The organism is Streptomyces sp. NBC_00080 (assembly GCF_045041255.1).
Taxonomy (GTDB): Bacteria; Actinomycetota; Actinomycetes; order Streptomycetales; family Streptomycetaceae; genus Streptomyces; species Streptomyces coriariae.
On the sequence record NZ_CP108235.1, the window covers coordinates 1 to 24,238 of the forward strand.

21 protein-coding genes are annotated in these 24,238 nt (G+C 71.0%); 13 read left to right on the forward strand and 8 right to left on the reverse strand.

Translation table 11 applies throughout. The features are described 5' to 3' along the window. Positions 1–502: 502 nt before the first annotated feature. A complete protein-coding gene (locus tag OHU34_RS00005) occupies positions 503–670 on the reverse strand; it encodes a hypothetical protein (RefSeq protein ID WP_405763931.1) in 168 nt (55 codons plus the stop codon). A 112-nt stretch (positions 671–782) separates the two neighbouring features. Here OHU34_RS00005 and OHU34_RS00010 point away from each other — a divergent pair, with 112 nt between their 5' ends. The 8 genes from OHU34_RS00010 (at position 783) to OHU34_RS00045 (ending at position 12,504) form a co-directional block, all read left to right on the forward strand. After that, entirely contained in the window at positions 783–1,907 is a 1,125-nt protein-coding gene (locus OHU34_RS00010; protein ID WP_405763933.1) for a hypothetical protein, read from the forward strand. A 518-nt stretch (positions 1,908–2,425) separates the two neighbouring features. Beyond that, on the forward strand, positions 2,426–4,564 hold the full coding sequence (locus OHU34_RS00015; RefSeq protein WP_405763934.1) for a hypothetical protein: 2,139 nt from the start codon (positions 2,426–2,428) through the stop codon (positions 4,562–4,564). Then, a complete protein-coding gene (locus OHU34_RS00020) occupies positions 4,561–5,046 on the forward strand; it encodes a hypothetical protein (RefSeq protein WP_405763936.1) in 486 nt (161 codons plus the stop codon). The genes OHU34_RS00015 and OHU34_RS00020 overlap by 4 nt, the downstream gene beginning before the upstream one ends. Before the next feature lie 259 nt (positions 5,047–5,305). Beyond that, complete coding sequence (locus OHU34_RS00025) at positions 5,306–7,825, forward strand: DEAD/DEAH box helicase family protein (protein WP_405763938.1); 2,520 nt, start codon at positions 5,306–5,308, stop codon at positions 7,823–7,825. A 229-nt stretch (positions 7,826–8,054) separates the two neighbouring features. Continuing rightward, complete coding sequence (locus OHU34_RS00030) at positions 8,055–9,722, forward strand: hypothetical protein (RefSeq protein WP_405763939.1); 1,668 nt, start codon at positions 8,055–8,057, stop codon at positions 9,720–9,722. Positions 9,723–10,409: 687 nt separating this feature from the next. After that, a complete protein-coding gene (locus tag OHU34_RS00035) occupies positions 10,410–10,937 on the forward strand; it encodes a hypothetical protein (RefSeq protein ID WP_405763941.1) in 528 nt (175 codons plus the stop codon). A gap of 219 nt (positions 10,938–11,156) precedes the next feature. Next, positions 11,157–11,315 (forward strand): hypothetical protein, encoded by a 159-nt coding sequence (locus OHU34_RS00040; RefSeq protein WP_405763943.1) that lies wholly within the window; start codon positions 11,157–11,159, stop codon positions 11,313–11,315. 1,051 nt (positions 11,316–12,366) lie between these two features. Next, positions 12,367–12,504 carry a hypothetical protein gene (locus OHU34_RS00045; protein WP_405763945.1) on the forward strand — a complete coding sequence of 46 codons (138 nt, stop codon included), beginning with the start codon at positions 12,367–12,369 and terminating at the stop codon, positions 12,502–12,504. A 53-nt stretch (positions 12,505–12,557) separates the two neighbouring features. Here the strand turns inward: OHU34_RS00045 and OHU34_RS00050 are convergent, their stop codons facing one another. After that, positions 12,558–12,776 carry a hypothetical protein gene (locus OHU34_RS00050; protein ID WP_405763947.1) on the reverse strand — a complete coding sequence of 73 codons (219 nt, stop codon included), beginning with the start codon at positions 12,774–12,776 and terminating at the stop codon, positions 12,558–12,560. Positions 12,777–13,150: 374 nt separating this feature from the next. Between OHU34_RS00050 and OHU34_RS00055 the strand changes: the two genes are divergently transcribed. Continuing rightward, a complete protein-coding gene (locus tag OHU34_RS00055) occupies positions 13,151–13,624 on the forward strand; it encodes a hypothetical protein (protein ID WP_405763949.1) in 474 nt (157 codons plus the stop codon). A 250-nt stretch (positions 13,625–13,874) separates the two neighbouring features. Here OHU34_RS00055 and OHU34_RS00060 read toward each other — a convergent pair whose 3' ends face one another. After that, positions 13,875–15,251 carry a helix-turn-helix transcriptional regulator gene (locus tag OHU34_RS00060; RefSeq protein ID WP_405763951.1) on the reverse strand — a complete coding sequence of 459 codons (1,377 nt, stop codon included), beginning with the start codon at positions 15,249–15,251 and terminating at the stop codon, positions 13,875–13,877. Positions 15,252–15,782: 531 nt separating this feature from the next. Between OHU34_RS00060 and OHU34_RS00065 the strand changes: the two genes are divergently transcribed. Next, positions 15,783–16,592: a TIGR02391 family protein gene (locus OHU34_RS00065; protein ID WP_405763953.1), complete on the forward strand. Its 810-nt coding sequence runs from the start codon at positions 15,783–15,785 to the stop codon at positions 16,590–16,592. Positions 16,593–16,969: 377 nt separating this feature from the next. On the opposite strand, the gene OHU34_RS00070 is transcribed toward OHU34_RS00065, so the two are convergent. Then, on the reverse strand, positions 16,970–17,713 hold the full coding sequence (locus OHU34_RS00070; RefSeq protein ID WP_405763955.1) for a TIGR02391 family protein: 744 nt from the start codon (positions 17,711–17,713) through the stop codon (positions 16,970–16,972). Between the two features lie 242 nt (positions 17,714–17,955). Next, positions 17,956–19,239: a hypothetical protein gene (locus tag OHU34_RS00075; RefSeq protein ID WP_405763957.1), complete on the reverse strand. Its 1,284-nt coding sequence runs from the start codon at positions 19,237–19,239 to the stop codon at positions 17,956–17,958. A gap of 315 nt (positions 19,240–19,554) precedes the next feature. Between OHU34_RS00075 and OHU34_RS00080 the strand changes: the two genes are divergently transcribed. Next, positions 19,555–20,274: an HNH endonuclease family protein gene (locus OHU34_RS00080; RefSeq protein ID WP_405763958.1), complete on the forward strand. Its 720-nt coding sequence runs from the start codon at positions 19,555–19,557 to the stop codon at positions 20,272–20,274. A gap of 119 nt (positions 20,275–20,393) precedes the next feature. Here the strand turns inward: OHU34_RS00080 and OHU34_RS00085 are convergent, their stop codons facing one another. Then, positions 20,394–20,867, reverse strand: coding sequence for a lamin tail domain-containing protein (locus tag OHU34_RS00085; RefSeq protein WP_405763959.1), 474 nt, complete (start codon positions 20,865–20,867; stop codon positions 20,394–20,396). A 399-nt stretch (positions 20,868–21,266) separates the two neighbouring features. On the opposite strand from OHU34_RS00085, the gene OHU34_RS00090 reads away from it, so the two are divergent. Next, positions 21,267–21,917 (forward strand): DUF6417 family protein, encoded by a 651-nt coding sequence (locus OHU34_RS00090; RefSeq protein WP_405763961.1) that lies wholly within the window; start codon positions 21,267–21,269, stop codon positions 21,915–21,917. Positions 21,918–22,218: 301 nt separating this feature from the next. Here the strand turns inward: OHU34_RS00090 and OHU34_RS00095 are convergent, their stop codons facing one another. After that, positions 22,219–22,743 carry a hypothetical protein gene (locus tag OHU34_RS00095; RefSeq protein WP_405763963.1) on the reverse strand — a complete coding sequence of 175 codons (525 nt, stop codon included), beginning with the start codon at positions 22,741–22,743 and terminating at the stop codon, positions 22,219–22,221. Between the two features lie 313 nt (positions 22,744–23,056). On the opposite strand from OHU34_RS00095, the gene OHU34_RS00100 reads away from it, so the two are divergent. Beyond that, the gene (locus OHU34_RS00100; protein WP_405763965.1) at positions 23,057–23,854 is read left to right on the forward strand and encodes a hypothetical protein; all 798 of its coding nucleotides are present in this window, start codon (positions 23,057–23,059) and stop codon (positions 23,852–23,854) included. An 18-nt stretch (positions 23,855–23,872) separates the two neighbouring features. On the opposite strand, the gene OHU34_RS00105 is transcribed toward OHU34_RS00100, so the two are convergent. After that, positions 23,873–24,121: a hypothetical protein gene (locus OHU34_RS00105; protein ID WP_405763967.1), complete on the reverse strand. Its 249-nt coding sequence runs from the start codon at positions 24,119–24,121 to the stop codon at positions 23,873–23,875. Between the last annotated feature and the right edge of the window lie 117 nt (positions 24,122–24,238).

Here is a 24,238-nt window from a genome sequence, read left to right on the forward strand (position 1 = left end):
TAAGAGCTCGCTGCGCAGGCTCTGAGGGAACTTCCGCGCTGCGCGCGGAAGTTGGAGTGAAACCCCGCGCTGCGCGCGGGAACCGAAGTGGGACTCCTCGCGATGCGAGGAGTAAGGCTCTGCGCTGCGCTCCGAGCCTTGTTTCCCTCCGTCAGAACTTTTGCTGTATCCGGAGATTGGGCTGGTGCCCTCCGGCTCTCCGCTGGCGCTCCGAGCCAGCGGCTCCTTCGTCGCTGCGCTCCTGGAAGGAGCCTAGGGGTCCGTCCGCTGCGCTCCCGGACCCGGCCCGCATTCGCGGGCGGCTGGCTACGAGGCAGTGTGGCCGGGGTGCTTGGCTGGTCGTTTCCTTCCTCGCAAAATTTTTGGTGGATCCGGTTTTGGGGTGTGTGCCTCCTCGGGCTGGAGGCGGCGGAGGCGGGATGTGGTGTGTCCGTGTGGGTAGGTGATGTCAGTTGCAGTTGGCTGCACAGACATTGAGTTCCTCTTCGTGCTCAGGCGGGTGTCAGTCGTGCTGCCACCACGTCACCACGAGGCCGGCCAGGAGTGCCCCGATGTGGCGGACGGCTCCGGTGAGGAGCGCTACAGAGACGAGGCGCCGCCACGAGACGGGGTCAGGCGTCACGTGCTCCTGGTCCGGGGTGGTGAAGGGGGTGCGGTTCTTCTTCGGCATGGCGGGTGTCCGTTCGGGCGGGGCGCGGCAGCGCGGGCTGTGGTGCTGGGACCAGTGAGCCAGAGCCGCAGATCCGCAGAAAATTGCGCTTCTCGGGGTTGTAATGGTGGGCATGGCACGAGGAGCGCCGAGTCCGGCCGATCAGTGGGTGATCCGCGAACTTGCCGCGCGGGAGGTGGTGGTGACGGCCAGCCAGTTGGAGAGCTGGCGGCGGGCGGGGTTGTTGCCGCGTCACCGGCGCCGAGGGCTCGGGCGCGGGCAGGGGTCGGTGGTGGACGCGGTCGATCCGGTGGTGGTGGAGAGCGCCGCGGCGCTGGCGCGGCATCTTCGGCAGGGGCGGGATCGTCGGCTGGCGGTGCTGGAGTGGTTCGCCGAGGCCGGCATGGGCGTGCGGCCGGGGGCGGTTCAGGTGCCGGAGCCCCCCATCGGCGCCGTGCGTCAGGCTCTCGTCTGGGTGCTGGAGAGGTCGGTGTCGCACCGGCTGGTGGAGTTCGCTCGCAGCGCGGCCGGGGCGGGTGAGGAAGGGCAGGACGCGCTGTACGCGACCGCGGGCCGACTCGTGGCGCCGCGCCGCGGGGCGGCGAACCCCGCCCTGGTGCGCGCAGCGCTCGAGGCCGGCGAGGACGTGCCGGTGGAGGTCGAGGGGCCGGACTCCAGGAGCATGGTGCACGTGGTCGCGGCGATCGGTCTGGGAGTGGAAGAGGTGGGGGCGGACGCGCTGGCCGAGGCGTTCGCCGCGTTCGGCATGTACGGCCTGACGGTCGAGGACTGGGCGCAGATGCTGGGGGCGGCCGAGCGGGGCGAGGTACCGCCCGTGGACTGGGGGCTGCTGGAGCAGCATGCGGACGTGGTGGGTCCGGTGAAGCGGGCCAGTGACGAAGACCTCGTGCGGGCGCGGACGGTGCTGACCGGTCTGCGCGGGTTCTACGGGCTGTATGTGATGCACGGGCTGCTCATGCCGGACACACCGGCGCAGGCCGCGCTGCGGCAGCGGATCGACGAATGGGGCATGTTTCCCTTCCTGGACCACCTCATCACCGTCAGCCCCTCCCCCGGCCAGTTCGCCGAGTCCCTGGCGGTCTGCATGGAGCCGCCCTTCGACAATCTGTACGAGGCGCTGATGGAGCAGCTCGCAGCCGACCCGTACGTCTTCCGGATCCCCGGCGACGACACAGGCGCCGCCGGCTTCGGCGAGACGTGGATGCGCACCCTGCGCGAACAGACCGCGGCCGGGTGAGAGTCAGGCGGTGGCGTGCACCAGGACGCTCGCCGAGAGCGCGTTGGGCCTGTTCTGTCGGATGACTGGCCCCTGCAAGTGGCGCAGATCAGAAATGGTGTTGGGCTTGGCTGTACCGAACTAACCAGGGTGTTTGCCTGGTTGCGAGCCGTCATCTTGAAGTCAGTCTGTTTTAGGTGGAGATGGGCGTAGGCTTGGGTGGAGCCGGCGGAGTTCGTTGTCGTCGGCTGCGCACCGCTCTGGCTACATGGAACTGCATGCCTCAGGGTTCGAACTGAGGCATGAAGATCGGCTGGCACCCGTCGTCGACGGGAGTTCGGTCCCCTGGGGATCCGACTGACCAGCAGCTCGCCTAGGACCGTGGAACGCTGGTCGGCACGGGACATCGCGGAGACATGAGCCGCTGGTGGAGCGTGACGGCGCTCGCCGCCCCCTGTGGACGGCGCGCAGTGGAGGCAGTGGCTCACGCCCTGCCGCGGGTATTTCCTGCTGCGCGCGATGCCCAGGAGAGCAAGATCGTGACTTCTTCGTTCGACGAACTCGACGGCCTCGATGGGCAGGAGCCCGACGAGGGCCTGCCGCCCCTGCTGCGCCGCCCCGAGCCGGTCGCGGACCCGCTGCCGGTGACCAAGCTCCGCAGCACCCGTAGGGAGCTGCTCGAGAACCCCGAGGCCGCGCTGGACGAGGCCGCAGCGAACGCCATCACCTCGGGTGCGGTGGACCCGGAGCGGCTGCAGGCCCTCGTGGCCTGTGAGCCGATCAGCCTGCTGACGGCCAAGCCGGTCGTCGGCGGGATGCTGTACGCGACCCCGCCGCACTACCGCTACCTCGACCTCGACGTCCTGCCGGACTTCATCAACCAGCGGTGGGCGGACCAGTTGCGCACGGCCATGGACGTGGCGCCGTCCACGTCGGTGGTACCGGCGTACGAGACCGTGACCGATCCGAAGACCGGCAAGCCGCTCGCGGTCTTCACGGTTCGCATGCGGGACCGCCAGGCGCTGGCCAAGGCGGTCGGCGAGAGCATGCGGAAGACGTACAAGGCCCAGAAGGGCGAGAACGTCTACACCGAGAGCGTGCTCCAGCAGGGCGTGAAGGAGCCGCTGACGCTGTTCGTGATGCGCGTCGTGTACGACGACGGCACCGAGGACACCTTCCTGGTCGCGGGCGACGGCAACAGCCGGATGGTGAGCATGTGGCTGGCGCGCACCGGTGGCGACATCGAGGAGGCCATCTCGGCCTGCACCGCCTCCGTCATCGGTTCCACCGAGCGGTCCGGCGGGCGCAGCCGCGCGGAACAGGCGGCCACGCGGCGGCGGGTGGGCGAGCTGACGGCGCGGACCCGTAAGAACCTGGCGGCGCCCACGCTGACCGAGGCGACCCGACGCGAGGGCCACACGCTGGCCTTCCCCGCCACCGTCGTGGTCGGCGCGCAGGCGGACGGGGGTGGGCCGCTGGCGGACCTGGTGGCGGCGCGGGACGACCTGCTGGCCACCCTGCACGTCCGCGTCACCGCCTGGACGTCGGGGGCGCAGAACACGCAGGGCATGCAGCGGGTCTACCGGCACGCCCTGCGCGAGGGCCTGATCGCCCCGGACGTGCACCGGGTGCTGTCGGGCACGGTGGGTACGCAGGCCATGCACGAGCTGCTCGGGGTGCCGGCGCACCGGCTGTGGTCGGCTGCCGTCCACCAGCACGCGGTGCTCGCCGGACCGCACGCGGACGCCATGAACCGTCTGATCAAACAGGAATTCGGGATGACCAAGGCCTACCGGCAGCCGATCAGCGAGCGGCTGGCGCCCATGGCGCTGTCGGCCTACCGCAGCAAGGAGGGCATCGAACAGCCGCTGCGGGCCTTCGGCAACGGCGGCACGATCACCGACCGGGTGTGGAAGCAGCCGTGGGAGCTGACCAACGGCGACGACGCCTTCGGGGTGCTCGACGACATCCTCGAGCGTGCCCTGGGCGGCAAGGAGGGCGCCGTGGCGGAGCTGACCGTGCTCGGCGGGACCGCCGCGATCCTCGACGGGTACATCACGCGGGACCGCGGCTCGAAGGAAGGCACCGACCGCGACAGCCGCAAGGCGCCCTTCCGGGCGACGCCGCTGAAGCTGCTGGATCTGCTGTCGAAGACCTCCGGCGGGCTGCGGATGCTGCACTCCATCGCCGTCGCCCACGTCGCCGCCGACCCGGCCGTGCTGCCGAAGCTGTTCCACACCCAGGAGCGCGAGGTCGAGGGCGTGGTGGTCCACGACGGCGAACCCATGCTGGACAAGTCCGGTGTGCAGGAGATCCTCGACTACGAGTGGGACCTCGTCCACGCCGCCGACCCGGCCCACGCCCTGGCCACCATCGCCAAGAACCGCGCGGAGGCCAAGGCCAAGACGGACGGCACGTCGGCGGAACCGGAGGCCGAGGACGCGCGCCAGCGTCGGCTCCTCGACCAGGGCATCAAGGGTGCGGCCAAGGCCGGACGGGCCCTGGCCCGTATGAGCCAGAAGCGCGGCAACCAGGTCTTCGGCACCTTCGAGGCCGTCAAGGCGCTGCGGGTGCAGCTGGGCAATCTCGAAGAGATCCTCATGCAGTTCGGGCCGGTCGATCCCTCGATCTTCGTGGTCGACGAGGACGATGACGGGGACGGGGAGGACGCCGAGTGAGCACGGTTCTGACAGTGTCGGCGGCGATCGGCCAGGCGCTGCGGCCGGTCCTGCGGCTTCTGGGCCCAGTGCTCGACCTCCCCGCGACCGCAGAGGGCCGCGCGGGCTCGCCGGTGGTGGTGTGCCGGGCCAGCCCGGACGTGGTGCGCCGCCGGGTGACCGCGAGCTGCGCGGTGTACGTCGCGTGGGACAACCGCCGTGAGTGCCGGTACGTGGGCAGCGTGTGCCGCCAGGGCCCGGGCGCGGTCGGCGACCGGCTGGCCGAGCACTACGCCCATCGCACGGTCGGGGTGTCCCGGCGGACGTCCTGGTGCCTGCTGACCGTGCTCCCGCTGTCGGAGGGGACTCCCCTGGAGGCGGTCCGCGTCGCCGAAGGGTGGACGGCCCGGCTGCTGAACCCGGCGGACGGCTCGGCCCACCCGCGCGTGGATCTCACGCAGACGCCCGCGACGCTGGTCTCCTTGCCCGCCCAGGTGCGGTAGGAGACAGCCGCTGTCCTGCGGTGCCGGCTTGACGAGCCAGGCACGGTCCGCGAACGGGGTGCTTCCCGGCCCGCCGCTTCCAGGCGGGCCGGGGAAGCACCCCGCCGGCGGGCGTGGGTGCCAGAGCCGCAGCAGGGCCGCGCCGAGGCCTGGAGACGTCGGTGTGGCGCGAGGCCGTCGCCGAGCGGGCGACGGCCCTGAAGAACGAGGAAGTGCGGGCGGCGCGGGGCCGCCGGGACAGGTGAGGGAGGACGGCGCAGTGGCGCTGGATTGGGATCGGATCGGTACGGGGGACAGCGAGGCGCTGCTGCGGCCCCGGGACATCTACGCGGGGCTGGCCAGCCGGCCGTGGCCGTATCTGCGGCATGAGCAGGGCGAGGTGCTGGACAAGTGGTTCGAGCGGCGCGGTGAACGCGATGTGGTGATCAAGCAGAACACCGGCGGGGGCAAGACGGCCGTCGGCCTGCTGATCGCGCAGAGCACCCTGAACGAGGGCATCGGCAAGGCCGTCTACCTGACCCCGGACAACTACCTCGTCAAGCAGGTCCGCGAGGAGGCCGCCAGGCTCAACATCGCCACCACGGACGATCCGTACGACCCGGCGTTCCTCACCGCGCAGGCGGTGCTGGTGACGAACTACCCGAAGCTGCTCAACGGCAGGTCGGCCTTCGGTGTCGTCGGGGACGGCAAGGATCCGGTCGATCTGGGCATCGTCGTCGTCGACGACGCGCACGCCGCGCTGGCGCGGACCGAGGACCAGTTCCGGCTGCGGGTGCCCGCCGGGCACGAGGCGTACGACAAGCTGCTGGAGCTGTTCGCGCAGGACCTGCGGCACCAGTCGGCGAACGCCTGGGCGGGGCTGGAGGACAAGGACCCCACCGCGTTGGCACCGATCCCGTTCTGGGCGTGGGCCGACAAGCGCGAGGAGGTGCTGAAGATCGTGCGCCCGCACCGGGAGGAGCGGGCCTTCATGTTCGTGTGGCCGCTGCTCGCCGAGGTGCTGTACCTGTGCACCGCGACGGCGACGTCGTCGGCGATCGAGATCAGGCCCTCGTGCCCGCCGATCGACCGCATCCCGTCGTTCGTGCGTGCCCGGCGCCGGGTCTACCTGACCGCGACGCTCGCCGACGACAGCGCCCTGGTCACCGACTTCGGTGCCGACCCGGCCCTCGTCGCGAGGCCCGTCACGCCGGGCAGTGCCTCCGACCTCGGTGAGCGGATGATCCTGGCCCCGGTGGCGCTCAACCCGGACCTGGACGACGAGGCCGTCCGCGTGCTGGCCCGCCAGTTCGCCGACGGGGACCAGGACGGTGACGGTGTCGCTGAGACCGAGCCGGCCAACGTGGTCGTGCTGGTGCCCAGCGACCGGGCCGCCGGGGCGTGGGCGCGCTACGCCGACCGCACCTGGTGGGTCGGTGACCTCGAGGCGGTTGTGAAGGAGCTCCAGGCCGGTCATGTGGGCCTGGTGGTGCTGGTCAACAAGTACGACGGCGTCAACCTCCCGGCCGGCGCCTGCCGTCTGCTGATCCTCGACGGTGTCCCCCAGCCTCTGGACGCGGTGGAGCGGCGCGAGGCCCTCGCGCTGTCCGACAGCACTGTCCGCCTGGCCAGGGAGGTCCAGCGGATCGAGCAGGGCATGGGCCGCGGCGTGCGTGACGGCGAGGACTACTGCGCGGTCCTGCTGCTGGGGGCGAAGCTCGCCACGGCGATCCACGACGCCCGCCACCTGGCTCTGTTCTCCCCGGCGACGCAGGCGCAGCTGAAGCTGAGCCGGGACATCGCCGGTCAGATCAAGGGCGAGGGGCTGGACGCGGTGAGGCAGGCGCTGCGGGCCTGCCTGGGGCGGGTGCCGCAGTGGCGCGAGCGCAGCCGGCGGGCGCTGGCGGAGGTGCGCTACGCCGAGCACGGGACGGTGCGGGACGAGGCGGTCGCGCTGCGCGAGGCGTTCGACCTCGCGGCCACCGGCCGCGCCCCGGCCGCGGCCGAGCGGGTGCAGAAGGCGGTGAACGACCTCGGCGAGGGCGACAGGGCGCTGCGGGGCTGGCTGCGGGAGCAGAAGGCCGCCTACCTGCACCTGACCGATCGCGCGGCCGCCGAGCGGGCCCTGGCCGGGGCGCTGGACGACAACCCGTTCGTCCTGCGCCCCGTCAACGGCGGCGCCCCTGTCCAGCTCAAGGCGGTCGCGGTGCAGTCGCGCGCCGCCGCCGAGTTCCTGGCCGCCCGGTACCGCGACGGCGTCAGCCTCAGGCTCGGTGTACAGGCGCTGTTCGAGGACGTGGTGTGGGGCGAGGAGGAGCGCTCCGACGACGCCGAGCGGGCCTGGCAGCAGCTCGGGCTGCATCTCGGGTTCGCCAGCACGCGGCCGGAGAAGCTGTACGGCACGGGCCCGGACAACCTGTGGGCGCTCTCGTCGGCGCGGCAGGCCGTCGTCGAGCTGAAGACCGGCTGCACCACCGACACCATCGCGAAGAAGGACATGGACCAGCTCGGCGGCAGCGTCCGCTGGCTCAACGACCACAACGCCGAAGTGGAGGCCGTGGCGGTCATGCTGCATCCCAGCCGGGTCCGCGACGCCAAGGCCACCGCGGTGCCGGGCATGCGCGTCGTCACCCCGGCCATGTTCGAGAAGCTGAAGGAGGCCGTGACGGCCTACGTGGCCGCGCTCGCGAGCAGCCCGGACCGCTGGGCGGACGAACAGGCCGTCCGCGATCAGCTCACGCACCACAAACTCACCGGCGACCGGCTCTTCACCACCTACTCCGAACCCGTGCGCGCCTGATCAACACCCGGAAGTCAGAGGGGTCCTGGGCCGGTACGGGCCGCCGCGTATACCGGCATGCCCGTACCGGCCGGCAGGCACGGGCGGGCGACCCCGGCGGGCGACGGTGGCCGGTCGGCAGCCCCTGGCACCGTGGCCCTGCCCGCCGGGGCCGGGGGGCGGTGGCGGGGCGAGGAGTTCGGCGTACGGAGCGGGTCGGGATGTCAGAGGGGGTTCGTAGGGTGGGCGTGTGGTGAGAGTTCCGTGGGAGAAGCTGGCCGAGAACCCCAGGCTGTCGGAGTCCCTGGTGACGCTGCTGGTGATGCGTCTGCGGGAGCGGGCGCAGGCGGTGGACGGGACGGGCGGGGACGGCGGCCGGGACCTGTTCGAGTACACCGACGACGGTGAACTGGTCGTGTACGAGGCGAAGTCGTTCACCGGCCGGATGGGTACGGGGCGGCGCAGGCAGGTGGAGCGGTCGCTGGTGTCCGCGGCCCGTCACCAGCCGGACCACTGGGATCTCCTCGTGCCGATCGATGCGAACCCCGCCGAGCAGCGGTGGTTCGACGGCCTGCGCAGTGAGTTCCCGTTCGTGCGGCGGTGGCTGGGGCGCAGCTGGCTGGACGAGAAGTTCGCGGCCGAGCCCGGTCTGGTGCGCTACGCGCTGCAGGAGGCCGAGGCCTACATCCTGGAGTGCATCGCCGAGGCGCGTGCCGAGCGCGATGTGCTGGCCGGCGGGATCAGCGACTACGTCGAGCGGGCCCGCGCGCTGCATGCCCGGGTCCGGGAGATCTCCCCGCACCACGCGGTGCACACCGCCCTGGACGCCGACGGCCGGACGGTCGTGCACCTGACGCCCCGGGGGCCCGACCCGGACGGGCAGAACGCCATCCAGTTCACCGCCCGGGTCCGGTTCGCCGACGGTGACCCACAGGAGACCCGGCGAAGGCTGCGGTTCGAGGAGGCCCTGCGCTTCGGCGGCGAAGTGGAGCTGACCGCGGACAACCTCGCCGAAGCCGCCCTGTCGGGCCCCGCCGGGCTGGGGCTGGAGCGGCTCGTGATCGGGGGCGTGCGCATCACCTCGCCCCGCCGGGAGGTGACACCGCCGCTGCGGGGGCAGGTCGTCGTCCAGCAGTCCTCGGGCGTTCCGCTCGCCTCCCTGCCCGTGACCTTCACGCACCGGATCAGCGGCTCCGACGGCGGAACGCTCCACGGCCGCGACGGCACCGGATTGCTTCGGGTGCGGCTGCGCTATACCCCCCGTGATCACTCCGCCCGGCTGACGTTCTCCTTCAAGCTGCCCGAGTCGGTCCTGCCGCAGACCATGGTGCCGGTGCTCCGGCTGATCGCACTCAGCCGCCCCGGACGCTTCCTGGAGGTCGGCTTCGCCGGAGCCGGTACCGGCCGGATGCGGGCGCCGATCGCCACGAGCATGACACCGGCCGGCTGGGAGCCCGGCGAGGCCCAGCTATGGGCCGACGCCTTCGCCGATCTGGGACAACTGCAGGCCCGCACTCACCAGTTCTTCCTACTCCCCGACGACTTCGGCAAACGGGAAGCACTAGAGGTCAAGGATGCTCTCGCGCTGCTCGACGGGGAGGAGGTCGTACTACGGGGCGACACCGTGTCCGTGGGCGTCGGCAGCTCCGAGGCCCTCACCAACCTGGGCGACCTCTTCCGCGACGGGATGCTCCGCGTCACCAACGCCTGCGAGTCGACACTCTTCACCTTCGGCGAGCACGAGATCGACCTCGGGCCCTGCACCGAGATCTACACCATGGACAAGATCCTGAACATGAAAGAGGCCCGGCGCGACCTCGCCGCGCGCGGGCACGCAACCGTGATGATGCGCATCGCCGAGCGTTTCCCGGCCGTGCGCTACCTCGGGCCCGAACGCCCCAGTAGCGCCGAGGTGTGACGGCGGCGCCGAGACGGTGGCAGGTGCGGGTACACGGAGACGGCCTAGACGTGGTCGCGACGGCGCGAGGGTCGCGCGCCCTCTGGTGGCCGCGTCGCTGACGGCCGACGATGTCCTGGAGGATCACCAGCGGGGGTGGGCGTGGAGCTGACGGCGTTCTTCAGCAGCGGCAACGGATGGGCGCAGCCCGTGGCGCTCGACACCGAACTGGTCGAGTCCATGCGCTTCCGCCAGCCGGTCACACGACCTGGACGTGGCCATCGCGCTGACCCAGTTCGTCCGCCCACGGTAGAGCCCGGGCTCGTGCGGGAGGTAGCCATTTGTCTGTCGGCCGTGGGGGCGGTGCTGGCTGCCGTCACGGGTCGCAGGAGCTGTCACGTAGCCGTCCGCTTCACGAAAGTATCCACCCATTTGGGCTGTTGGCATTGAAATGATCCTTGCAGGGTTCTGGCCTGTGATTTCTCGTGAACTGGCGTGCTTGCCGCAATGGTTGGCTAAGCTGCCCGCTTATGTGCGGGGTGTACCCGCGCTTGCGCAGCACCGGAAGTCCGCTCAAGTCAGCCCGCTCTGCTGAGAGCCGCGCGCACGGACTGCCCCTCGCCACCACACTCCGCATCCCCTGAAGGCCCCGTTGCCCAGCCCGGCGACGGGGCCTTCGGCATGCCCGCACACCCTCAGGAGATCGCCATGACGCGTGCCCGGTTCACCGACACCGAACTGCAGGCCCTCTACGACTGCCTCGCCCCTGCCGAGTCCGGCACACCGGCCGACACCGCCGAGGCCATCGCCGCCCGCGAGGGCCTGGACCTGGCGGACGACCTCGCCGCGGCGCGTCGGCGCACCGCTCGCGCCACCGCGGCCCGGCGGCGCACGGACGGTGGCAAACACCGCCGCGACGACCGGCGCTCACTGGAGCGCCACGCCTTCACTCTGCTCAGCCGCGAGGCGACACACCTTCGCCCGTCTGCGCTGCGGGACCGTGCACGGGCCTGGGCCACGGTGGGACTGTGGCCCGCGGAGATGGAGGCGTGGATCCGCGCCGTCGGTGTGGACGGCGCCGCCATCGCCCGGGACTGCCGCACCGCGGGCATCACCCTGTCCGCGATGAACGTCCTGCTGGACGGGATGCGCGTCAAGCACCGCCTGCGGGGCGGCGAGCCTGCCTTCGCCGTGCTCGCCCGCGCCACGAGCAGCGGACACTGCCTGTCCGAGTGACCCCATCCGCGGCAACGGCAGGTACGTGGCGAGCCAGGCGGTGTCGCTGCCTCGAGAGGCGAGGCCGTTGTGCCCGCGCCCGGTCGCCTGCCCGTCCGGCTGGCGTTGCCGCTGCCGTCCGTCACCGGTGAGCAGCCCACCACACGGATCGATCGGAACTGCCTGGATTGCCCGGTGCCCGGAGGGGACACCTTTTCGCTCGATCCACAGGAGGACCACATGCCCAACGACCCGCGCCAGGACCGCCTCACCCTCGCCGTCCTGCTGATCGGGACCGCGTTCGTCGCGCTGATCGCCGTGCTCTACCCGAGTCTCGTTCCGGCGCTCGGCATCGCCCTGGCCGCCTTCACGGCCCTGGCCGTCTTGCTGAAGCCGTGACCGCTCTAGGCGGCGCGGCAGGGCGGTTCAGCGACCGTCGCCGCAGGGCCCGGCCCCCTGGGGGCCGGGCAGAGGCCGGGCTGCCGGGTCGGCCGGAGGAAGCCGGTCGGTCATCGGCAAGGCGCATTCGGTCCCTTGGCGGACCTGCCGGGCGAGGCTGAACACCTGGCAGGCCTGCGTTCGCGCTGCATGAAGTGGCGCAGGACGCGGCGCACTTCGTCGATCAGCCGGGTGCCGGTCCGGGCCGGATCCTACGCGAGCTGCTTGTCGAAGGCGCGCGGGAGCGCCGTGGGGCCATCCCGGGGCGTCGAGGAGGCGTATCTGGCGGACTTGCCCCGGCGCCCGCCTCGCAGGCCGTAGGCGGCCCGGCAGGCCGTTCGACCCGCAACAAGATGGTCGCCGAGGGCCACGGGACGCGGACATCTTCGACATGCGCCGTCGCCGGCCGTTCCCGGACCGCACGGCGAGGAGCAACCACTCCAACACCCCTTGCCCGGCACGAAGTTCAGCCGCGACTCACCCTTGCGGAAGAACCAATAGGCATTCCAACCCGAACGGGTGATTTTCGCTCGCTCTAGCGACGATCCCGCAGAGCGTGACCTGGGTGCCCCAAAGGAGCCGTTCCCGCAGGTCAGGGGCCGAAAGAGCTCTCGAACAGCCGGACATGCCTCGAAGGCCGCACAGACGGCGCCGGCAATCGGCAAACACGCAGCTCAGCCCGCGCAATCAGCGAGCGCGAGAGCTCGCCAGGGAGGGCTCCCCGGCATACGCCCGCGGACCGTCGTCTGTGTACAGGAGTGTCGGAACCGCTGGTCATCATGGGTTTAGCGGTCGAGAGACCGCCAGGCACGGAGAGGGGCCGCCCCCTAGGAAGGGCGGCCCCGAGTGCTCCGTGTATCGCCGGTTCCACGCGTCGAGACAACAGGAGGCAACACCCATCGTGACACCACGAGAGAAGTTCCCCGACTCCAACAAGCCCGGCATCACCTTCACAATCGGGGGACGCTCCCGAACGATCCGGGGCCGGGTCTGGCTCCCTTCGAATGCCGCCGTGACGCTCGCCTCCCCGTTCGTGATCAAGGCGGGGGAGGTGGCCCACATCATCCCCGCCGGTCCGACCCCCTGGCTCACCTACGGCCTCGCCGCGGGAGGGATTCTCACCCTGGGCTGCGTGCGCTTCGGCAAGTGACGCACCGGCGGGGAGCGCCCGCGTCCTCGATGAGCGCTCCCCGCCGGACCCGCCTACAGGTAGACGTCGATGAATCGGGCGGCAGGGATGCGGCCGTACACCTCGTCGTGGACGAGGTAGCCCTCGGCGCAGACGCGGTGGCGCTGGCCGTGGACCGTGATGGTGCGGACGGCTCCGGCCGGGGCGTCGGGGGCCGCGAAATGGTGGACGGCGCCGGGGCCGAGAACGGCGCTCGCGTTGATCACCGTGTAGATGCGGATGCGCTGGGCCATGGTGGGGCCTCTCGTGCGGGGCGGGAGGGCCCCGTGCGGGCCCTGCCTGTACCCCTTACGGCTCCCAGGGCCCGGCAGACAGCAACGGGCCCCACCATGCCGCTCAGGCCTCCGTCTCCACCAGGCGGAGACGGGCGGAGAAGGGGGTCTGTCGGGCGACAGGGCGGAACTGCCCCCCTCCCGGCCCGTGGCGCCCCGTCGTCCGCGCCACCACGCATCTGGACCCGCAGCGTCGCCCTCAGACCGCCAGCGAGCTGCTCGCCCTGATCGACCGCGAGCACGCGGACATCCCCGCAGACCCCCTTGAGAGCGCCCAGGCGCTGCTCGAAGCCGCGGATACCGGCGACTCGGCCGCCGCGGACACGCTGCTGGCCTTGGCCGGCGGTCACCCCGAAGACTACGAAATCCACGTCGGTGTGCTCGCTCGCCTCGACATCCAGCAGGCGGGACCGGCCCTCGAACGCGACCCCGCGCAAGCTCACAGCCTCCTGCGTGCCCTGGCCGAGCACGTCGACGGAGACGACACGCACATGGTGCAGTTCGGCGACGCCGCAGCCGTCGTGATCTGGCTCCGGGACATCTGCGCCTACGCCGCCGACCAGTGCGACTGGGATCTGCTGGAAGAGGCCGCGCACACCATGTGCACCTGGGACGGGGCCTGGGACCAGTGGAGCGCCCGAGCCAAGATCACTCCCTGGCTGCGGGCTCTGGAGAGCGAAGCCGCATCCGTCATGGCCGCGGTCCTGCGCGAGCACCCGGAATCCGCCCAGCACTTCAGCCACCTCGCCGACGACCGCACCGCCGACCCCCGCATACGCCACGCAGTACGCACAAGCACGGCTCCCTGAAGGGCCGGTGAGCTGTTCCGCGAGTCGAGCGGGATCGGCGGCCGGTCTCAAGGCCCGGCCGCCCCTGCGGTGCCGTTGCGGACCTGGGGGACGGAATGAGGGCTGTGCAGAGGGCTTCACGAGGACGGCAGCGTGACGGCCAGCGCTGTTCCCGGTGCTGCTCCCGGGCCGGCTCCGCTCGCCAGTACAGTCGTCAGGGGCGCCAAGCCACTGGGATTGGCTTGGCGCCCCTCACGATCGGTGAAGAACCTCATCCCTCCGGCTCGCGCGGGACGGCACGGGAGAAGAACTCCTTCGCGGTCTGCCCGTCGAGTTCCCCGTTCGTGGTCGCGGACCGCCGCAGCGCTTCGCCCGTCACCCGGGCGGGGATGCCGAGCTGCTTGTCCGCCTCACCCATGATCTCGCCGACGTACCACTGGGCCGAGGTCGGGAAGTGCTGGATGAACCAGCTGAGCATCTTCGCCAGGGGAACCGACAGGATGAGGTCGAAGGCCTTGAGCTGGCCGCCCCGGCGTTCGCTGACGCGCAGCGAGGTGGCGAAGTCCTCCAGGACGGCGTGGCGCAGGGTCGGCCCCAGGGCGTCGGTCGGAATGATCCGCCTGAGGCTGTCGGCGACCTCGAAGGCCAGTTGGTCGGCCACCTCCCGCACGTTCGGCTCGTTGCGATGGCGCAGGCCCCACCGCCTGCGGATGTCGGGCCGCTTCCACAGGAAGCTGAAGAAGGTCTCGCTGAAGCGGTCGCGGATCTGAGCCGCTCCCGGGGCGAGACGGTGCCGGTCGCCGGCCGACATGGCGTCCTTCAGCCCCTCGGAGGAGCGGCGCCGGGCTTCCGCCCAGTCCTCGGCGACCGGTCGTGACCACTGGGCCCGTCCGCCGACGGTCGCCTGGGGAAGCGGCACGTCGTTCTCTCCTCGGGAGATGTAGCCCCGCAGTGTGGAGGCCGTGATGCCGCCCAGCGCGGCCATCTCGGGCACGCCGAGCAGCCGGTCCCCGGTGAGTTCGGGACTGGCCAGGTCGACGACACACTTCTCCAGCGGCAGGGGATCGTCCTGCTTCTGGTGGTGCTGCGCCCACCGGGTCAGGTGGTCGAGCCAGTCCTTGGGCGCCGCGGTGGCGGGGTCGAACGTGGCGACCTTGTGCACGGGTGCGCGGTCCGGGTGGGCGCGGCCGTCGAGCATGTCGTCGGCGTGGACGGTGGCCGTGGCGCGTGCCGTGTGGCGTGCGTAGTCCTCGGTGACCGGGTCCCAGATCTGTCCGGGCCGGTACCAGGCGTCGCCGTCCCACCAGTAGCCGCCGGCCCGGAACAGCAGCGGCGCTCCCGACCAGTAGGTGTGCAGGCCGGCAGTGTCCTTATCGCGCAGCAGGAGCACGGTGCGCCCGTGCTCGGGGTGGTAGCGGACGGCCCAGCCCAGGTGGTGGGCGATCGGGTCGGTGGTGAAGGCCAGCCAGCCCCCCTCGCGGGAGGTGTCGCACCGGCCCCACATGCCTTCGCCCTGGTTCCGGCCGACTGCCTCGATGGCGTCGGGGCCGTCGTCGAGCGGCAGGTGTGAGTCGTCGACGAACGGCAGACCGGGCACCGGGTGGTCTGTCCGCAGCCCGTTGGCGAGCGGACGAATGTCGTAGACCAAGGACTTCTCCCTCTCCACTTAGTGCTGTAGTTGGCTACAACACTTTCGATGCCCATTGGTACACCACTTGCAAACACATCGGCACAGCGTTTTCAAGTCAACATTGCACAGCGGAAGTCGAGACAGCCTCCAGGCCAGGCCAGAGGATCAGAACACTGCCGTGCCGCAGTCGCTGCACCTCACGCCTCGGCGCCTCCGCACGCCGGAGCAGCCTTCACCTGCTCCTGCCGGGGGCCGGGCGGGCGCCGCACGGGCGCGACTGCGACAGGCGGGCCGCCGCCGCGACGTCGGGACGTTGCGAGCATGCCGCCATGCGCGCCCACGGCCGGCCCGCCTACGAGAAGCCCTCATCGACCAACTCCTTGCGGACCTGCAACACGGCCGCCCTCCTGGCAGCGCCCGGCGGTGCAGTACGGAACAGGGTGTTGCTGTGGGGTCTCGATCTTTCGTGGGTGGAGAAAGGGGCTGCTGACCTTCCGCGCCCGTGCCATCCTGGCCGGTTGGCTATGGGCGAGGGGAAGGGGACAGGACATGACAACACGTCACGAGCCTTGGCCGGCGACGGTCGTCACGGCGGTGGCAGGTGTGCTCGGCGACACCGCGCAAGGCTTGACCGGGCGGGAGATCGGGCAGCTGCTGGCAGTCGTGAAGGTGCCAGACGTGGACGGCGGTAACAAGCGGGACCGCCTGGCCGGGGCGCTGCTGGCGCAGCAGGCGCGCCAGCAGGCGTCGAACTGCGTGATCGCGTTCATCAAAGAGGCGATGGCCCCGGTGCGCTACGTCCAGCAGCCGCACACGTTCTCGCGCCGGCAGGACGACCTCAACGAAATCCTCGTCCATGTCGGGCTGCGGGTGAACGACGAGGGGAGCATGGCCAGGGGGCCGGCGGCTGCCACGTTGAGCGAGGCGGCACGGCACGCCAGTTCCCTGCGGGCCGAGCTGCGCCGTCGCTCTACGCATCCGGAGGTGCTGCGCTACTGCACGCTGGAGATCCTGGCCAAGAACTCCTTCCACGCCAGCCTGGAGGCGGTCAAGTCGGTGGCCGACAGGCTGCGGACGCTCACCGGCCAGGGCCTGGACGGGGCGCGGCTGGTCGACACGGTGCTCATGCCCGGCCAGGGAACCGCCCGCGTGGCCATCAACGCGAACGCCACAGGGCCCGAGCTGGATGAGCAGAAGGGGCTGGCGAACCTGGTCAAGGGCTTGTTCAGCATGTACCGCAACCCGGCCGCGCACGAGCCGCGGCTTCACCGCACGGTCACCGATGAGGAGTTGCTGGAGCTGCTGACCACGCTGTCGATGGTGCACCGCCGTCTCGATGGCGCCCACGTGACCCCCTGAGGGGGTCACTCGTGGTGCCACCAAGCCACCGCGAGGCCGACGAGGGCGAGATCCCACGTGCTGGGCGGTGCCAGCCAGCAGGCCCGTGGACGCCAGGCGCAGCAGGACGCGGGCATGGTCGTCGGCGGCCAGCGTGTGCGCGGGCTGGAAAGTCGCCGGCTGCGACCTTGGCGCCGCTGCGCGTCCGCGTGCACGGCGGCCGCGTGGACCACCACTCCCGCCAGACGCGCCCTGGATATCGGCGTCGGCCGGCTCCCTGAGGACACCTCAAGAGGCGGGCAGGAGGCGGGCTTCCTGCAGGCCGTCGCACCCCTGCTTGCAGGGTGCCACTGCGACCGGGCCGGGTGCCCAAACCCGCCCCCGCACCATGTATGGATCTATGTCGTCGGCGCGGGCTGGCGGCGCTTGGCGCGCTCGACCTGGCGCAGCAGCAGGTCGGCGAACTGGATGATCTCTGCTGCCTCGATCGGGTCGTCGAAGTCGACGGTGCGGTGGCTGGCAGGGTTCTTGTAGGCGCCCATGGCGCCGGCGAACAGGTTGGCGGTGGCCGTCTGTTCGCCGCCCTCGGCTTCTGCGTCGGCGAGCGTACCGCCGGTCTTGCCGTTCTCGTGAGGCCGGAACGCTTCGCGCATCAGCCTCACTCCGACCAGGGAGTTGTCGAGTCCGGAGGCGTCGCGGACGGCGACCTCGACCGCCTTCATCGCGGCGAAGGACGCCGTCTCGTAGTCCCCCAGGTCGAAGTTGGTGCGCACCGTGCCTTCCAGGTCGCGGTGGAGCGGGCCGGAGAGCCGTTCGCGGGCCTCGAACCTCGTGATGCCCTGCGGGTCCTTCGCCAGGTCCACACCGTCGCTGGAGATCCGGCGGAACGCCTCGGACTGGCTGGGCTCGCGAGTCAGCAGCGCCTGCGCCTCCAGCCAGCACCAGGCATCGGACAGCCGGTTCACCAGCGCGTCCGTATCCGGCTCTTCCTGGAACGCCTGCCGAGCCGAGCTCATGGTGCCCACGTACTGCAGGTATCCGGTGCTGCTGGCAAGGTGCCGCAGCAGCAGGAGGGCGACGTCTCGCGTGGGCAGCTGACGGATCTGCTCTGCCGGAACCGGCGGTATGTACTGGAAGTTCATAGGCCGACGCTACGGCGCAGCACTGACACTGCGCGGCCTTACGGGAGACGGCCCTACGGGAACCCGCAGCTGCCCGCAGTCCGTAGGGGGGCGCCGGTACTGTCCGGCGCCGGCGCCCGTTCGCCTTGCAGCGGTTTCAGGAGCGGGCCGGCTGGGGCGGCCCGCACCCCTGAGGAGTGGCGGCCACTCGCCGTCCGGCCGTGGCAGGCGCGGCTGCCCTTCTGTGACGGCGGTTCGCCGTCTCAGTTCACGGTGAAGTAGTAGTCATAGGGAGCCAGTTGGGCGCCCGAGCTGGTGGTCGCGTAGACCATAAGGTCGTAGAAGCCGTCGGTGGCAGGGATCCAGTCGACGCTCGCGGAGAGGTCGTCGCCCGCGGTGACCGTGACCTCGGGGCCCCCGTTGAAGGAATACGTGTAGGAGGCGACGTCCTTGACCTTGGGCGTGAACGTAAAGGAGCCCGGGACTCCTGCTCCGCCACCCGGACCGTTCTCGGGGTAGACGTCCGAAACGACCGTGGGAGTGGTGTCGTAGGTGCTGCTCCACCGGCCCATGTCGGAGACCCAGCCGTCCGCGCTCTTGCTGGTCACTTGGACAGCCTCGCCATAGATGCCGTCCAGGACCACCGTCACCTTCGCCGTCCCGTCCGTCTCCGCCGCCACCTCGACGGGCTTGCCATAGATCTGACCGCCGATAGTTTCGACGGAGTAGCTGACGACCGGATTCCTGGACTGGAGTCCTGGCGCGGGCCGGAGCGTGAACTCGGTCGGCTCTCCGAACTCGGGCGACGGGACGGCTGGGGTAACGCTTGGTGCCGTGGGGCCCACGAAGAACATGTAGCTGGTGGCCTCCGACGTGTTGAAGGCCCGGTCCAGGCTTCGCACCCACAGAGTCTTCGGACCCGAGCCGCTCGGCGGCACCAGGCGGACCGTGGCTGACCCGCCGGGGACGTCGGCGCGCATGAAGTATTGGGGCTTCGAGTACGGGTCCACGACCTGCGGAATGCCGTGATCGCCGAGGTTGACGATGCCGATGATCGGGAGGGGCTGAAACCAGGCGTACTCGAATCCGGTGACATCGTCGTCGCCGCCGGCGCTCAGGGTGAACTCGGCCGGTGCGCCACCCGGGTTGGACACGTCCGGCAGGTAGTTAGCAGAGGAGATGGCGGGCGTGGTCACGGGAGGGGTGTTGTCGATCGTGACGTAGCAGGCGGCCGACCAGTCCGAGGCCGTGCCGTCGGCCACCGTCTGTGTCTGCCACGCGTAGGTCTGCCCGTCGGCGAGAGCAGCGGCCGGCAGAGTGGCCGGGGCCTCAATGCCGGCGAGCGCGTTGAGACGGGTGACCGTGGTGACGCTGCTCGGGCTGACGACCGGCCAGACCCGGTACTGCGCGGTGACCAGGTAGTTGTTGGCGGTGTCTGTGGTTCCCGGGATGCCCTCGACGCCGAGACCGGCGGCTGCCGAGACGTACGTGGGTCGGTCCGCGTCGGTCGAGCAGTTCTTGTGGCTGTTGAACAGATCAGTGGGCACCGTGGGCGTCCTGCCGACCGCGCTCGCGGGCGACGCGGTGACGGTCAGGGTCAGGGTCAGTCCGACGGATCCCAGAAATGCGAGAACGGCACGCGATCGCGTGCCGAAAGACATGGTCAAGTGTGACCTCCGATGCCTCCGATGTGCACTGATGTTCGAGCGTCGGAGGCATCGTACGAGGTGGGTCAGACCGGCGCACTAGGATTAAGGTCCCTCTGCTGTGGCGTTTCTCCAGGTGAACTCCTGCACCCGCCCGGGTGAAGCGCTCTTCCCCGCCCTGCTGCTCCAGAGGGGCTGGCCGCTACAACCCGGGGTGTGATCAAGAGACTGCCCCGCATCGCCGCCGTGCTCGCCCTCTGCCTGCTGCCCGTCGCGGCCCCGGCCACCGCTGCAACGACTGCCCGGCCATCACTTCCTGCCGCTGGTCAGACCACCGTGACCGCGGCGCCCGTGGCCGCGCAGGATGTGCCGCTGTTCCAGGCACTGGAGTGGATCGGCGAGGCGCCCGAGAGCCGGGACGGCTACAGCCGGGACCTGTTCAGGCACTGGAACAAGGGCCTCAACCCCACCGACGGATGCGACACCCGTAAAGAGGTCATCCTGGCCGAGGCAAAACTCGCCCCCGAGTCCGGAGCGCGGTGCGCGCTGGCGGGCGGGCGCTGGTTTTCGGAGTACGACCAGGTGTGGGTGACCGCAGCATCCTCGCTCGATGTCGACCACATGGTCCCGCTCGCCGAGGCCTGGGACTCCGGGGCGTCGGCGTGGACGGCCGCCCGGCGCGAGGCGTACGCGAACGACCAGGGGGCCCCGGCGTCGCTGATCGCGGTCTCGGGCAGTTCCAACCGTTCCAAGAGCGACAAGGACCCCGCGGACTGGCTGCCCGTCGAGGGCTACCGGTGTGAGTACGGCGGGGCGTGGGTGGCGACCAAGCTGCGCTGGCAGCTGCCCGCCGACCCTGCCGAGCGCGACGCACTGACCCGCCTGGCGGAGGCCTGCCCTGACACCGCGGTCAGCTACGAGCAGGTGCCGCAGTGACCGTGGCCGGCGCATGACGCCGGGCGGCGTGCCCGCCCTTGGAGAGGGTGGGCACGCCGCCAGGGGTGTCAGGTCTGCCGAGCCGCCGCACGGCATCCACCCTCAGGAGGGCGGGTGGGTCAGTGGTGGCCGCCGCGGCGGTGGCCCCAGGACTGGTCGTCGACGAAGCGGCCGTGGTCGTTGCGCAGGGTCGCGGTGTCGTAGTCGTTGTTCCACACATACGCGCGGCGGTCCTGGTAGAGGTCGGCGCGGGTGTCACGCCCCTCGCCGGTGTGGATCCGGACCGTGGCGCGGCCCGCCAGACGGTAGTGGTCGAAGGTGTACTTGTGGCCGGACTCGTCCCTCAGGGTCCAGCCGTCGAGGTTGACCGCGTAGCGGGTGGTGTTCGTCAGCTCCACCCACTCCTTGTTCAGGGAGCGGTTGGAGCGGTCGTCGCGGCCCGGGGAGTCGTACTGCACGTCCGAGATCTCCACCTGCGGGTGGTGCGGGCGGGCATGATCGGCCGCGGTGGCCGGCAGCGCCGCCACCGAGACCAGGGCGCCGGCGGCGAGGGCTGCGGCGGCCAGACGGCGGGCGGTGACAGAAGCGGTCAAGGAGTCCCCCTGATGGTGCGGGCACCGCTCTCAGGAGCGGCCTTCTCGGCCGCTGCGGAAAGTAGGTGCGGTGTGCGGGTGGCGGCCGGGCCGGCCGCGCACTCACACTCTGTCCACCCCGTGCGGCAGTTGGGGAGGAATCACGGCCTGTGTTACCTGTTGCCCGCATTCCTGTGACTCTTAAATGCATCGTCCATTTATGCCTCGCATGCACAATGTTGACGCCCCGCCAGGTTGCGGGCCCTTGCGGGAGTTGACCGCTCGCCCGGGAGCGCCGCCCCGCCCCCGGGCCGGGCGTCACCCGAAAGTGAGTAACAGCCCAGCCGCCGGCCGGCCGTGACGCCGGCGCTCCGGCGCCGGTTGAGCCATACCAGGACAGGCACGCGCGGGAGGGAAACAATGGCCGCCGACGACAAGACCCTCGACCTGCTGAGGACCGTGGAGGCGCGCCGCCGTGGCGCGGAGCACGGCTGGGCGGTGGATGCGGTGCTGGTGCCCGTGAAGCAGCGTGTGCTCAACCTCGCCGACCGCGGCCTCATCGAACTCGCCGACCGGGAGGAACGCGCAGCGCTCTCGGCATGGGAAGGCCGCCCTGTGAGGTGGGCGGCCCGCCTGGCACCCGACGGCCACGACCTCCTCCTCTACGCCGCCTCCCGCCCCCGGCACACCGCACCCGCCGGCGGTCCCGGACCGGGACGCCAGCGGGTCGAGCTGTGTCTGTCCCAGATGGCCGCTCTGTGGCAGGCCGTCAGCCTCGGCGCGCGCCTGCGGCGGCCGCTCGCCGACGGCCTCACCGACGAGGTCCGCACCGCGTGCTGCGACCACCGTGTGAAGCGGTGGGTCCTGCACCTGACCGACGCCCAGATCGCCTCCGTGGCGTACGTGTTCTGGCTGCACAAGACAACCGGCTCCGCACTCGAAGCCAACCGCTTCGCGCGCGACACCGGCGTCACCCACCGGCCCGCCCCCGCGCAGCGCACGGCGATTCCCGAGCGCACACCGCTCCTGCACCGCCCGCCATCGGCCGTACCTGCCGATCCCCACGCCTGACGGGGGCGGCGGGCGCGAGTGGTCCGGGCGGCCAGGTCCGGGCGGCGGGCGGCCCGTTGCGCGGCCCGCGGTGCGGCGTCCTCAGGCGGCGTGGGATGAGGTGTTGAGCCGATTCCAGGCCCCAGGGTTAGTCGGCGCCGCCCGCCGCGTCGGCCGACCGCGCTGCCGGACGGCAGCGCGGTCCTTCTCGGCCTGAGCGAGTCCGGCCCGCGCCGCGCCTACCACGCCCGGGCCCGGCGCTCGCGACGCGTTCCTCGAGCCCGCGGAGAACATCGCGCTCAGCATCGAGCTGGCGCGGTCGTCAGCCGCCGTCGCGAGCAATCCGCCGGCCGATGCCGGTCCAGACCGGCTCGGCCGCTTCCTCGGGCACGGCGCCGGTGAGACCGTCGAGGTGCTCGACGGCCTCACGGGTGATGTAGCGGTCAGGGTCGGGGGATTGCAGGTAGCGGCGCAGCAGGTCGGCGTCGAGGTCCTGGCGCTGCAGGTAGGCGGCGAGGGTGCCGACCAGGAGGTGGTTGTGGGCGAGGGCGTCGGTCAGGGCGTACAGGACCAGGCGCTGCCATTGCTTCATGCTGTCGCCGTGCAGGGTCTTCAGGTGCTGGGCGCGGGCGAGGTAGGCGTTGATGTGACGGCAGTGGTAGGTGACCAGCGCCAGCAACTCGGGCGGTACGCCCTCATCGGCCGCGAGCGGAGCGGGCGCCACGGCGCAGGAACCGGGCGCGGGCGGCAGGGCGTCGCGGACTTCCTGCAGGCCCGCGGTTTGCTGCGGGCCACGGGCGATCTCGCTGCGCCGCTGGGGGCGCCTTCGCGGGTGGGGTGAGGTCATGGCGGTGCAGTCTTCCGGCCGGCCCCACGATCCGGCGCCTGTCGGGCGGCCGGGGCCGCACGGCGGGGCGCTGTGAGTGACGCGGCGCGTCTGGGACCTACCAGTCCGGGTCAGTCGTGGGCTGACGCGGCACTCGGCCGGGCACCGTCACAGCGCGGCAGGAAAGGGGCGGCACCGCCCGGACAACGACGAACGTCCTGCCCACGTCACGGCCGATTTCCCGGCGGGGCGGCAGGGGATCGGTGGACACAAGGCAGGTGTCGGCGTGGCGGGCATCGGTGCTGTGTCAGTGCCGCGTGCCACACTGCCGGCCATGTCGCTCGCTGATCTCACTCTCGACCTGTGGCGGACCTTCGACGAGGTCACCGCCCGGCGGATCGCCCAGAATGCCGCTGACCACGTGGGCGGCCGGGTGTCACTGGTCGAGGCCACGGAACACCTAGGTGCCCCGCTGCACCGCATCCGTCTCGAGCGGGACGGGCAGGAGTTCGCCCTGATACCCGGAGGCCGGGTGTCCCTGGGCTTCGACGGCGCCACCTGGAAGCCGACCGCGCAGCAGGCCGCCGACTACGCGGAGAGCCTGGAGCAGGGCTACGGTTACGGGCCCGATCTGCGGACCCACCTCGAGCGGATCCTCAGCGCTCGCCGCAGCGTCCACCTGGACACCGTCCTCATGGCCGTCGAGGACGAGAACCTGACCGAACCTCCGGCCGACATGCCTGCCGCCCTCTTGGCCCGTGGTCTGCGGATGCCGAGCTCCGACGAGTGGGAACACGCCTGCGGCGCCGGGTCGGACACCCTGTTCCGGTGGGGCGACGACTGCCCCCTCGACCGCATCCCCTACGGCGACGACACCGGCCCGCACAACGAGCTGAACGCCTTCGGCCTGCACATCGCCCACGACACCTACCGCACCGAACTGACCAGCGACGTCACCGCGGTCCACGGCGGCGACGGAGGCGAGTCGGTGTGCGGCGGCTACGGCCATCTGCTGGCCTGGCTCCCCCTGGCGACCGCCAACCGCAACCCCGGGACGGCCGAGTTCGTGTACGGACCGGACGGAGAGGACATGTACGAAAACTTCTCCACGCGACCGGTGCTCACGCTCTGAGCTTGTCGTTAAACCCCGTCAGGGGGTGACGTAGTCGCCCCAGCCGAAAGTAGCGACGTACGCCCGTCGAAGGGCTTCTCCGCCGCGTCCGCCCCCGATGCGGATGATGGTCAGCGCGAGGATGAACCAGACGGTGAAGCACGCCGCGACGATCAAAGTCCAGCGAGGGCCGGAAAAGCTAGCGATGACGACCAGGGCAATGATCGTGACGACCAGTCCGATGTGGCCGCCTCTGATATCCGTGCTGGACCTGCTGCCGCCTGCCATCGGGGTCTCCCGCCAAAAAATCACGTCGCTCTGCGTCAAAGCAGGCTACGGGGGCTCCGTCAACGGTGTCAGTGCCGCTCCTGCGACGGGGTTTGGTGCCGACCTTGTGGTGGGCGG

What these genes read in the sequence shown, in the direction of transcription:
- OHU34_RS00005 (WP_405763931.1), bottom strand. Translation starts at nt 670, where the DNA reads ATGCCGAAGAAGAACCGCACCCCCTTCACCACCCCGGACCAGGAGCAC.
- OHU34_RS00010 (WP_405763933.1), top strand. Translation starts at nt 783, where the DNA reads ATGGCACGAGGAGCGCCGAGTCCGGCCGATCAGTGGGTGATCCGCGAA.
- OHU34_RS00035 (WP_405763941.1), top strand. Translation starts at nt 10,410, where the DNA reads ATGACGCGTGCCCGGTTCACCGACACCGAACTGCAGGCCCTCTACGAC.
- OHU34_RS00040 (WP_405763943.1), top strand. Translation starts at nt 11,157, where the DNA reads ATGCCCAACGACCCGCGCCAGGACCGCCTCACCCTCGCCGTCCTGCTG.
- OHU34_RS00050 (WP_405763947.1), bottom strand. Translation starts at nt 12,776, where the DNA reads ATGGCCCAGCGCATCCGCATCTACACGGTGATCAACGCGAGCGCCGTT.
- OHU34_RS00065 (WP_405763953.1), top strand. Translation starts at nt 15,783, where the DNA reads ATGACAACACGTCACGAGCCTTGGCCGGCGACGGTCGTCACGGCGGTG.
- OHU34_RS00070 (WP_405763955.1), bottom strand. Translation starts at nt 17,713, where the DNA reads ATGAACTTCCAGTACATACCGCCGGTTCCGGCAGAGCAGATCCGTCAG.
- OHU34_RS00090 (WP_405763961.1), top strand. Translation starts at nt 21,267, where the DNA reads ATGGCCGCCGACGACAAGACCCTCGACCTGCTGAGGACCGTGGAGGCG.
- OHU34_RS00095 (WP_405763963.1), bottom strand. Translation starts at nt 22,743, where the DNA reads ATGACCTCACCCCACCCGCGAAGGCGCCCCCAGCGGCGCAGCGAGATC.
- OHU34_RS00100 (WP_405763965.1), top strand. Translation starts at nt 23,057, where the DNA reads ATGTCGCTCGCTGATCTCACTCTCGACCTGTGGCGGACCTTCGACGAG.
- OHU34_RS00105 (WP_405763967.1), bottom strand. Translation starts at nt 24,121, where the DNA reads ATGGCAGGCGGCAGCAGGTCCAGCACGGATATCAGAGGCGGCCACATC.